The sequence below is a fragment of the Francisella noatunensis subsp. noatunensis genome (assembly GCF_009823375.1).
Taxonomy (GTDB): Bacteria; Pseudomonadota; Gammaproteobacteria; order Francisellales; family Francisellaceae; genus Francisella; species Francisella noatunensis.
Map to the genome: position 1 here is coordinate 1 of NZ_WBSX01000061.1, position 10253 is coordinate 10253.

Consider the following 10253-nt stretch of genomic DNA (forward strand, 5'->3'; position numbering starts at 1 on the left):
TAGCTTTTTAACTTTACAGGATAGCTTATGATTATTTGAAGTTCTGCGGCTTTGATATAGCTTCTGTGCTATCTCAGCATTATAGTCACTATTTATACTAGTGCGATTAAGTTCCTTTTTTATAGCTCTTTCACTATAGCCAATTTTATTGGCTATTTGAGATGTTTGGTATCCTAATTTAAGTAATTCTTCTATACAATATCTATTTGAAAGAGTTAAGTGCTTTGGCATTTTTTAGTTCCTTATCGTTTATTTTAGTTTCGTCAAAACCTAATAAACTATATTTGGAACTCTCTTTCAACTATTTAAAACTTTCAGAATACAATCTAGCTTTTAATAATGATGAGCTAGATATAGAAGACTTACTAAATCACCCTATTGGTATAGCATTTTATGACTTTTTAAAGAGTTTCCCTCTTAAATATCATGAAGAACATATCCACCTAACAGGCTCTCTCTCAGCAGAGTTTATTTACCCACGCCTCAAAAATGGTAATATTTATAGCCAAAAAGTAATAAATATCTATGGCGAAAATGCACTACCAATAAACTCTATAGGAGATGTTGAAAAACTTATAGTTTTAAAAGATGGTGAAAAATTCTCGAGATATTTAGATCTTTTGTATCTTGCAAAAATTATTCTCAATACGAAACAAGATCATATAGATGCTGCTTATCACATGGCTAGTGAACTATACCATAAATATAATGTTGGAAGTATTAGGCTTAAATTCACACTATCACGCTCTACAAGTGATGAAAAAGAAGCAATTTTAAATGAGGACTTGGCAACAGAAGAAGATGTAGTTCTTGGACTTTATGAAGGCTTTGAGAAATTCAAAGAAGAATATCCAGATTTTGGTTATGTACTTTCTCCATCATTTAGAAAAGAAGCTAATTTTTTTGATGCTACAAAGTTTAAAACAAAAAAAGAAAGTTTTGAATACCAAGTAAACTGTCTAATCGATATATTAGAAAAATATCCATTTCTACAAAATGTAATGAAAGATATAGATACTGTCGGTGATGAAAAAAATATCTACAAAAAAGCCCATTTTGAAACATTAAAACAAGGAATTAGAAAACTGCAATATTATGGTTTCAAAATTCGCTCACATCATGGGGAGACTTTTCACACACTAAAGAAAGGTGTTCAAGCAGTTGATAATGCTTTAAATATTTGGAATATTGATACACTAGAACATGGCCTATCAATAGGTATCAATCCAAACTATTACTTTCAAAGATTGCTACAAAAAGTTCTATAACTTAATCAAAATTCTCAACCTCTTGATGACAAATCTATGGAGTATCGTGAAATACAAGAAATTCATTGGAATGAAAATAACTCCTCAATTAGAGATAAAATCACAAATGGAATAAAACTAAATTCTGATGAGGTTTTAGAATTTACAAAAATAAAATTCCATACAGCTATTGAAATAGAAAGATATCAACATGATGTTCTAAATAGAATTATCAGTAAAAATATTGGTGTCGTTGGTCTTCCTTCTTCTAATATCAAATTAACTACAGCTATTCCAGACTACAAAGACCACCCTTTTAGCTGGTGGGAGAAAAAAGGTATCAAACTAGGTATTGGTACGGATAACTACATTACTTTAGATACTAACTATATTAGAGAAATGCTGATTATTTTATTTTCTGATGCACATAATCTAAAAATTACTAAATTGCTAATGGTTGCTTGTAAAGAAAATAGACGAGCTTATATTAGTAGCCTATTATGGAAAATGAATAAGAAATAATATAAATAAGATACTGTAATATTAGTAATAATCTACTAAATTTTATCATTTATAATTAATTTATAGTTAGTACTAATCCAAGAACTATATTATTAGAATAACTAATATTACACTCTAAGAAAATGACTTCCTACACTATATTTTCTACTTATTGCTTGTTCTACAAAGAGCTTAGCTAACTTGATTACTTTGCGATATGCCTCTAATTTTAAGTCGTAATTTTCTAAATCATGATTATGGGTAATAGATTTTTCTAATGCTTCTAGCTCTTTATAAACATTTATTAACTCATTTTGCTTTCTAACTAATCCAACACTATCCCACATTAACTGGCGTATATGAGTGATTTGTTTTGTATAGTCATAGTTTGATTCAACTAATATTAACTGTTGACTGTCTTCTAGATAACTATCTTTTATGTTTACTAAAATATGTTTACTCCCAGCAAGTGCATACACAATACATTCTAATAGTGAATTACTCGCAAGCCTATTTGCTCCATGAAGACCAGTACAAGAAACCTCACCAACGGCATAAAGACCATCGATATTTGTTTGAGAATATTTATCTACACTAATCCCCCCACAACTATAGTGTGCTGCTGGAGATATTGGGATTCTATCATTTGTAGGATCAATATTATTATCTAATAACTTCTGATATATGTACGGAAAATTTTCTTGCCATTGACTAGAACTCAAGTGAGTAGCATTTAGATAAATATCTCTTCCAGCTTGCATATTTATGTATATTTGTCGTGCAACAATATCTCTAGGGGCTAGATCTTGTCTTTCATGGACTGACTTCATTATTCGTAAGCCCTTCTCAGTTTCTAGTACTGCTCCACTACCACGAATAGCCTCTGATATTAATACAGGATCTCCATTTCGAGCAAAAAAACATGTTGGGTGAAATTGTGTAAATTCTAAATTCTCAAGCTCGCAACCAATATCATAAGCCATTATCATAGAGCTTCCAGTGCCGGCGGTTGCGTTAGTTACATATTTGTATAGTCCTGAAGCACCTCCTGATGCTAATATTACTTTCTTTGCAACAAACTTGGTCACATTATGATTTACGTCATGAGTATATAAGCCTATACACTTATTATCTTTTTTAATCAATTCAATAACATTATGTTCAGCATATATAGTGATATTTTTTAATCTATGAAGATTTTCGTACAATTTAGTAATAACGGCTCGACCAGTATAGTCTTTGATATGCAAAATTCTTGCTAAAGAGTGTCCTCCCTCCAAATGTAAACTATATTCTCCATCTGATTTTCTATCAAACTCTACGCCATGTTCTTCTAACCACGAAATTGCAGAATTAGATTCTGTCACTACTTGTGTAATACTCTCAAGGTTTGCAATCTTACCACTAGCTATATATGTATCGTTGACATGTGATTGTATGGTATCTTCCTCAGAAACTATTGCTGCGATTCCACCTTGGGCATACGAGCTTGCGCTATGACTTAATTTTTGATCAAAAATCAAAGCCACATTTAATCCATGCTCAGCTAACTCAATAGTGGCTACTATACCAGCTAATCCTCCGCCAACTATAACTACATCGTGCTTCTTAGTAATCATTGTTATAATTGAACCTGCATAGATAAATCTATCGCTGTAATATGTTTAGTAATTGCTCCTACAGATATAAAATCCACACCCATTTTAGCTATTTCGACTATAGAGTTACTATCTATATTACCTGATACTTCAAGCGCTACCTTATCTTTAGCAATCTCGACTGCTTTGTTTATATCCTCAATCGAGAAATTATCTAGCATAATGATATTAGCTCCTGCTCGAATCGCTTGATTTAGCTCATCAAGATTAGTTACCTCAACTTCTATAGTTTTTGTAGGTTGTAAACGAGCAGCTTTTGAAACAGCTTTTGCAATGCCACCAGCAGAACGGATGTGATTCTCTTTGATCAAATATGCATCAAATAAACCTATGCGATGATTAAATCCTCCACCACATTTAACAGCATATTTTTGAGCAATACGAAAGCATGGAATAGTTTTACGCGTATCAAGAAGCTTTGTCTTATAATCAGCAATCAATTTAACTAAATCATTTGTTGCTGTAGCTGTAGCAGAAAGCATTTGAATAAAATTAAGCATTACTCTCTCTGCTGTTAAAATACTTCTAGCATTACCTCTAAGCTCAAAAATCTTCTCACCAGCAGATATTTTGTCTGCATCATCATAAAACCATATTATCTGGATATTTTTATCTACTTGATTTATAACTTCATTAGCAAACTCTTTACCACATAAGATCATATCTTCACGTGTAATACAAAATGCCGTTGTATCAACATCTTCGGCAAGCTGTGCAGTAATATCACCATCTGCAATATCTTCGACTAAAGATTCTGCCACTAATTTTTTAATAATATTATTTGGAATACTAGTAATCTGATTAGTATTTAACATTATTTCAGACATAATACTTCCTTAGAAATTTATCATTCTGTTTAGAGGGATAAGAGCTTTTTGGCGCACTGCTTCTTCTACGAATATCTCATTATCTTGATTAGTCAAACAATCTTTTAGATTCTTAAGCTGATTTAGCTTCATCCATGGACATTTTGCACATGATTGACATGTTGCCCCACGACCTGCTGTAGGTGCTGGAATAAATTGTTTATTCGGTGATAACTGTTTCATCTTATAAAACACACCTGTATCAGTTGCTACAATAAACTTATCATTGTCCATCTCTTTACTAGCAGCTATTAATTGAGAAGTTGATCCTACTGCATCGGCTCTTTTTATGATCTCAGCAGGTGACTCAGGATGTACCAAAACTGCAGCATCGGGATGCTCAAGCATCAGATCATCAAGCGCTTGTGCCTTAAACTCCTCATGTACTATGCAGCTACCATCATATAGTAGCATATCACCACCAGTTTGTTTTATAATCCAATCTCCTAGAAATCTATCAGGGCCCCAAAGTAATTTTTTACCTTGCTTATGTAGATGTGAACATATTTCCAAAGCATTTGATGATGTCACCGTCCAGTCAGCTAGGGATTTAATCTCTGCAGATGTGTTGACATATACAACAACCTCCCGATCAGGATTAGCTTCTATAAACTTTTTAAACTCATCATTACTACAGCTTAAATCTAGCGAACACTCAGCTTCTAAAGTTGGCATAAGAATTTTTTTCTCAGGACTTAGGATCTTAGCAGAATCACCCATAAATCTAACACCCGCAACCACGAGAGTATCACATTCACTTTCAAGACCAAACTTTGCCATTGCAAGCGAATCGCCAACAAAACCACCTGTTTTTTCTGCTAACTCTTGTATTTCTGCATCAACATAATAATGTGCTACCAAGCAAGCATTATTATGCTTCAATAGCTCTTGTATTTCATGCATATATTGTTGCTTTTCAGTATCTTTTATTTTCAAACTAGGTAACTCTTGTCTAGCTTGCGATATTTTGTCTTTTATAAGTTTTTGATTTAACATCCAAATGTCTCCTTAGTTATTAGCTTTGGATATTTTCTTCGAAATATTTACATAGTTGTTCTAATGATTGACTAAAATCATCATTTATGAGTTGATAATCATATTCATCTGCATGAGAGATTTCAGACTCTGCTTGACTCATTCGATAGTCTATAACCTCTTTAGAATCTGTATTTCTAGTTTCTAAACGCTTTCTCAACCCATCCATAGATGCAGGTAAAATAAATATACTTTTTGCCTTGTTTTCATATATAGATCTTGTTTGTTGAGCACCTTGCCAATCAATCTCAAGAATTATATTTTTGCCTTGCGCAAGTAATTTATCTATTTCAGACTTAGATGTCCCATAGTAATTTTTGAAAACTTTAGCATATTCAATAAAGCCATTAGCGTCTAGCATCTTTTCAAACTCTATAATTGAAACGAAATGATACTCTTTACCATTAGTTTCACCTATCCGAGGATATCTAGTTGTATGTGATGTTGCAACAGCAAAATTTTCTTTGCCAATTTCAGTTTCTAAAAAAGCTTTTAATAAGGAGCTTTTGCCGGCACCAGAAGGCGCAGAAACTATAAAAATATAGTTACTCATTTATAGAAAAAATTATTGTATAGATAGTTCGATGAATTATACAACTTTAGATAGGTAAATAGAATAATGCACAAGAAATTATTTATTTGAGAATATAAGAAATTAATGAAATTAATATTATTGCGCTGTAAGATTTAATTTTTTGCCCGCAACCCAAACATTTCTTAGGTGACTTATAACCTTTGGAGATAAGTTAGCTGGTAAATCTACTAATGTATGATCTTTTTGGATAGATATATTACAAATATGCTTACTATCGATATTTCCTTCATTAGCTATAGCACCGACTATATTTCTTGGCTGAACATCGTTATCACGACCAACTTCAAGCTTATATGTAGTCAAATCAATATTTATAGTTCTACGAGGTTTTCTATCAGGCCTGTCTGATCTGTCAAATTTATCAGATCTATCAAAACGACTATTTCTATCATTACGATCGCCTCTACGCTCAAATCTATCATTTCTGCGTCCATCTCTAGAGTTGCCTCTTAAATTTCTATCTCTTTGAGGTCTATCATCTCTAGCTTGTATTTCTCTCGGGAAGAATGATTTCTTACCTTGAGCTAATAATGTAAGTACAGCCAAAAGCTCATCAGAATCTAACTCTAACTCTAGCTCATCACGAATGCTCGTAATAATTTCTTTATAATTATCTAGAGATTTATTTTTATCTAATGCCGAAGCTATTCGAGTTTTGAAATGATCTATTCTGCTTTGTGCTAAATCTTTTGCACTTGGCATAAATACTTCTTGCATTGGCGAACCTGTAAATCTCTCTAAAGTACGCAAAAATCTCATTTCTTTCAAAGGAACTAGAGAAATTGAAGTACCCTCACGTCCAGCCCTACCTGTACGACCGATTCTATGTACATACGTATCGGAATCATTAGGCATATCATAGTTAATTACATGGCTAATACGCTCAAGATCTATACCTCTAGCAACAACATCTGTAGCTACTAAAACGTCAGATTTAGCGCTTCTAAATTGGTCAACTATATATTCACGTTGAGATTGTTGCATATCACCATTAATAGCAGCCACCCTATAACCAAGAGCTTTTAGATTATCAGCTACTTCGATAGTGCTTGTCTTAGTTTTAACAAAGATAATAACACCATCAGTTTCTTCAACTTCAAGTAATCTATCTAACGCATCTATCTTTCTAAAACCTTTAATCACTATGAACTTTTGTGTCACAGTATTTGCAGTTTTTGTTTTTGCTTTTACTTGTATCTTACAAGGATTTCTTAGATATTCTTGAATAATATCTGCTATATCCGTAGGAATAGTCGCTGAAAAAAGTAATCTTTGACACTCATCTGATACATGACTTAGAACATATCTAACGTCATCAATAAAGCCCATTCTCAGCATCTCATCAGCTTCATCTAATACTAATGCTCTTAGATTATCCAGCTGTAATGTACCTTTTTCGATATGATCCATCACACGACCAGTCGTACCAACTACAACTTTTACACCTTGCTTAAGTGCTCTTATTTGAGAACCATATTCTTGACCACCATAGATACATGCAACATCTAGGTTCGGTATATTTTTAGCAAAAGCTTGAAATTGCTCTGCTACCTGGATAGCTAACTCTCTTGTCGGAGCTAGTACCAGAACTTGTGGAGCTCTATCTCTAGATTCTAAATCCATATTGTTTATTAAAGGTAATGCAAAAGCCGCCGTTTTACCCGTACCCGTTTGCGCTTGACCAAGCACATCTCTACCCGATAAGATATATGGAATAGCATACTGTTGAATTGGTGTTGGATTTTCATATCCTAATTTTATAACAGTATCTATAATATCTTGGTTCAGCCCAAGCTGACTAAAATCTTTTTTAGTTTCAGAATTCATTTTTATCCGTAAATTTTTATATGAGAAATTTATTTAATAATTTGAAAATTATGAGAAATTTAAAATTATCCGCGAGATGTAATTTCTAATAAATGATAACCAAATTGAGTTTGAACAGGACCGTGAACTTTGTGAAGTTCATCGTTGAATATAACTCTATCGAACTCAGGAACCATTTGACCTTGAGAGAAAGTACCTAAATCACCACCTCTAGCTCCAGATGGACATAGAGAATGTTTTTTAGCTGCTTCTTCAAAAGTTATTTTACCTTCAGATATATCTTTTTTGATTTGTTGACACTCAGACTCTGATTGTACTAATAAATGTCTAGCTGAAGCTTTCATAATTATAGTTCCTTATTTTTTTAATTTAACTATCAGTAATTACAAAGCTAAGAATACATTATTTGATAAAAATATACAACTTTATTAAAAAGCACTAGTGTCCTAAATCACGTAGTTTTTTACCTGAAATAAGATTATCTTCAATCTTCTCTAAACTAGTACCTTTTGTTTCAGGTACAAACATTTTTAAGAATAATATAGAAGCCAAACAGAATGCAGCATAAACCAAGAAAATAATAACATCACCAAATGCTACTTTAGTCATAATAACATTTGAATTTGCAATCACAACTCCTGCAAATGTCCAGTTAACAATAGTTGTAACAGCCATGCCTATTTCTCTAGTTTTAATAGGGAAAATCTCTGAACATAGAGTCCATGCAACAGGCCCCCATGAGCAAGCAAAACCAAAAATATATACCAAACAAGATATAAGTAATACATACTTAATAAAATCAGCTGGATCTTGAGTATGTTTAATGAAATAGAAACAAACCGCAGAAACTATCAGTGATGACATCATTACAACAGCGCCAACAGTCAAAAGTTTTTTTCTACCCCATTTTTCAACCCACTTGATAGCTGGGAATGTAGATAAGAAATTAACCAAATATAAAGCTAATGCTGCTACTAATATATTAAGTCCAACATCTGATAGAAAATGTGGTGCATAATAAATCATCATATTAATACCAACCAACTGCTGGAACATTTGAATGATTACACCAACAATAAGTATTTTCCAAAAGTATTTCTTAGCTAAACTTTCTACTACAGAGCCATGATCTGTATTAAGAACTTTTTTAATTTCTGCTATTTCAGTATCAATCTCATAATCCGCTCTTAGTTTAGTTAGAACTTTATGAGCTTCTTGGTCTCTACCTTTTGATAATAACCATCTTGGACTTTTTGGTAAAAAGAAACAGCCAACAAACATCAAAAATGCAAAAATAGTAATAACACTAAACATTAATGATAATGAATTTTTTTCATGACCTAACCACATTACGATAATTATGTTAGTCAGAGAAATTAAGAATATACCAAAAGTAATCATTAACTGGAATAATGTTGAGATCGAACCTCTTATCTTTGTAGGGGCAGTTTCAGCAAGATATAATGGCGTTGCAAAAGATGCTAAACCAACACCAAAACCAAGTAGAAATCTACAAAATGTAAGTATGTTGATAGGTGGTGAAAATGAAGAAATTAAGGCTCCGATAAGAAAAGCAAATCCCGCAATCATTAGTGTGTTTTTTCTACCAAAAAATTTAGTAAAAAAACCACTACAAATAGTGCCTAAGATACCTCCTGTTGCTAATATGGCATTAAAGCTACCAGCTGCCTTTGCATCCAAACCATAAAGTCTGTTAAGAGTATCACCTGCATTACCGATAAAACCCTGATCCAAACCAAATAGTAAACCTCCCAATGCCGCTATTGTTGCTATTAGATAAACTATCTTTTTATATTCTTGATGAGCATCCATATTTTAACCTCTCTAGTTACTCAATAATTGCTAGATTGTATTCTCAATGTTTATAGAGATACCAAAATGTACTTCATTAGGTGTCAAGTAATTTAAACATTTCTTAGGTCTATTATTCAAGTCTATCTGTAACTTTCTAATGTATTGATGAGATATATTGTTAAAGTTAGTACCTTTAGATATAAATTGTCTGATATACCTATTCATGTTTTCATTAATACCTCTTTGCCAAGGACTGTATGGATCAGCAAAGAATACTTTGATGCCAGTCTTGCTAGTTAGCTTCTTATGTTTAGCAAACTCTTTACCATTATCAAATGTAGCTGTTAATATTTTATGACCATTAGATACTTTGTACAATATTCTATTGATTGAATTAGCTGTTCTATCTATAGACTTGGCTAAAATAGTAAATCTGCTAGCTCTATCGACCATTGTTACAATAGCACCTTTATGGTCTTTACCAACAATAGTGTCACCTTCAAAGTGATAAAGATTTTTTCTATTAGCACTGCTAGGTCTTTCAGAAATACTCGCTCTATCCTTTATCTTAACTTGTTTAGAGTCACCTTCTTTTTTGTATTTATATTGTCTAGCTTTGAAAAATAATAAGTGTCTAAGCTTTAACTTGCTTATTAAGTTGTAAATTGCTTTGTGAGTTATATTAACAATGCCTCATGTTTTAATCTAC

The 10253-nt window shown here is 32.4% G+C and carries 10 protein-coding genes and 1 pseudogene; 2 read left to right on the forward strand and 9 right to left on the reverse strand.

The features are described 5' to 3' along the window. Positions 1 to 231: helix-turn-helix domain-containing protein (locus F8C69_RS06130; RefSeq protein WP_159183974.1), on the reverse strand; the 231-nt coding region annotated here is incomplete at its 3' end. On the opposite strand from F8C69_RS06130, the gene F8C69_RS06135 reads away from it, so the two are divergent. Together F8C69_RS06135 and F8C69_RS10615 are read left to right on the forward strand one after the other, a co-directional pair. Next, a complete protein-coding gene (locus F8C69_RS06135) occupies positions 225 to 1268 on the forward strand; it encodes an amidohydrolase family protein (protein WP_236352362.1) in 1044 nt (347 codons plus the stop codon). The genes F8C69_RS06130 and F8C69_RS06135 overlap by 7 nt on opposite strands. A 36-nt stretch (positions 1269 to 1304) precedes the next feature. Then, a complete protein-coding gene (locus F8C69_RS10615; protein WP_234384118.1) occupies positions 1305 to 1769 on the forward strand; it encodes an amidohydrolase family protein in 465 nt (154 codons plus the stop codon). A gap of 107 nt (positions 1770 to 1876) precedes the next feature. Here F8C69_RS10615 and nadB read toward each other — a convergent pair whose 3' ends face one another. From nadB to F8C69_RS06175, 8 genes and pseudogenes are all read right to left on the reverse strand, one after another. Beyond that, positions 1877 to 3367, reverse strand: coding sequence for an L-aspartate oxidase (gene nadB, locus F8C69_RS06140; protein ID WP_159184582.1), 1491 nt, complete (start codon positions 3365 to 3367; stop codon positions 1877 to 1879). A 2-nt stretch (positions 3368 to 3369) separates the two neighbouring features. After that, positions 3370 to 4233, reverse strand: coding sequence for a carboxylating nicotinate-nucleotide diphosphorylase (gene nadC / locus F8C69_RS06145; RefSeq protein ID WP_159184583.1), 864 nt, complete (start codon positions 4231 to 4233; stop codon positions 3370 to 3372). 9 nt (positions 4234 to 4242) lie between these two features. Beyond that, complete coding sequence (nadA, locus tag F8C69_RS06150) at positions 4243 to 5268, reverse strand: quinolinate synthase NadA (RefSeq protein ID WP_159184584.1); 1026 nt, start codon at positions 5266 to 5268, stop codon at positions 4243 to 4245. Between the two features lie 19 nt (positions 5269 to 5287). Beyond that, positions 5288 to 5860, reverse strand: a complete 573-nt coding sequence (gmk, locus tag F8C69_RS06155; protein ID WP_159184585.1) for a guanylate kinase — start codon at positions 5858 to 5860, stop codon at positions 5288 to 5290. Between the two features lie 117 nt (positions 5861 to 5977). Further along, positions 5978 to 7729, reverse strand: a complete 1752-nt coding sequence (locus F8C69_RS06160; protein ID WP_159184586.1) for a DEAD/DEAH box helicase — start codon at positions 7727 to 7729, stop codon at positions 5978 to 5980. A gap of 65 nt (positions 7730 to 7794) precedes the next feature. After that, entirely contained in the window at positions 7795 to 8073 is a 279-nt protein-coding gene (locus F8C69_RS06165; RefSeq protein WP_159184587.1) for a peptidylprolyl isomerase, read from the reverse strand. 94 nt (positions 8074 to 8167) lie between these two features. Next, the gene (locus F8C69_RS06170) at positions 8168 to 9562 is read right to left on the reverse strand and encodes a sugar porter family MFS transporter (protein WP_159184588.1); all 1395 of its coding nucleotides are present in this window, start codon (positions 9560 to 9562) and stop codon (positions 8168 to 8170) included. Between the two features lie 30 nt (positions 9563 to 9592). Then, positions 9593 to 10237, reverse strand: a pseudogene (locus F8C69_RS06175) (IS30 family transposase); the annotation flags it as partial. Positions 10238 to 10253 lie beyond the last annotated feature (16 nt).

Coding starts and splice junctions, on each gene's coding strand:
- gmk (WP_159184585.1), bottom strand. CDS start 5,860: ATGAGTAACTATATTTTTATAGTTTCTGCGCCTTCTGGTGCCGGCAAA.
- F8C69_RS06160 (WP_159184586.1), bottom strand. CDS start 7,729: ATGAATTCTGAAACTAAAAAAGATTTTAGTCAGCTTGGGCTGAACCAA.
- nadB (WP_159184582.1), bottom strand. CDS start 3,367: ATGATTACTAAGAAGCACGATGTAGTTATAGTTGGCGGAGGATTAGCT.
- nadA (WP_159184584.1), bottom strand. CDS start 5,268: ATGTTAAATCAAAAACTTATAAAAGACAAAATATCGCAAGCTAGACAA.
- F8C69_RS06165 (WP_159184587.1), bottom strand. CDS start 8,073: ATGAAAGCTTCAGCTAGACATTTATTAGTACAATCAGAGTCTGAGTGT.
- F8C69_RS10615 (WP_234384118.1), top strand. CDS start 1,305: ATGGAGTATCGTGAAATACAAGAAATTCATTGGAATGAAAATAACTCC.
- F8C69_RS06170 (WP_159184588.1), bottom strand. CDS start 9,562: ATGGATGCTCATCAAGAATATAAAAAGATAGTTTATCTAATAGCAACA.
- nadC (WP_159184583.1), bottom strand. CDS start 4,233: ATGTCTGAAATAATGTTAAATACTAATCAGATTACTAGTATTCCAAAT.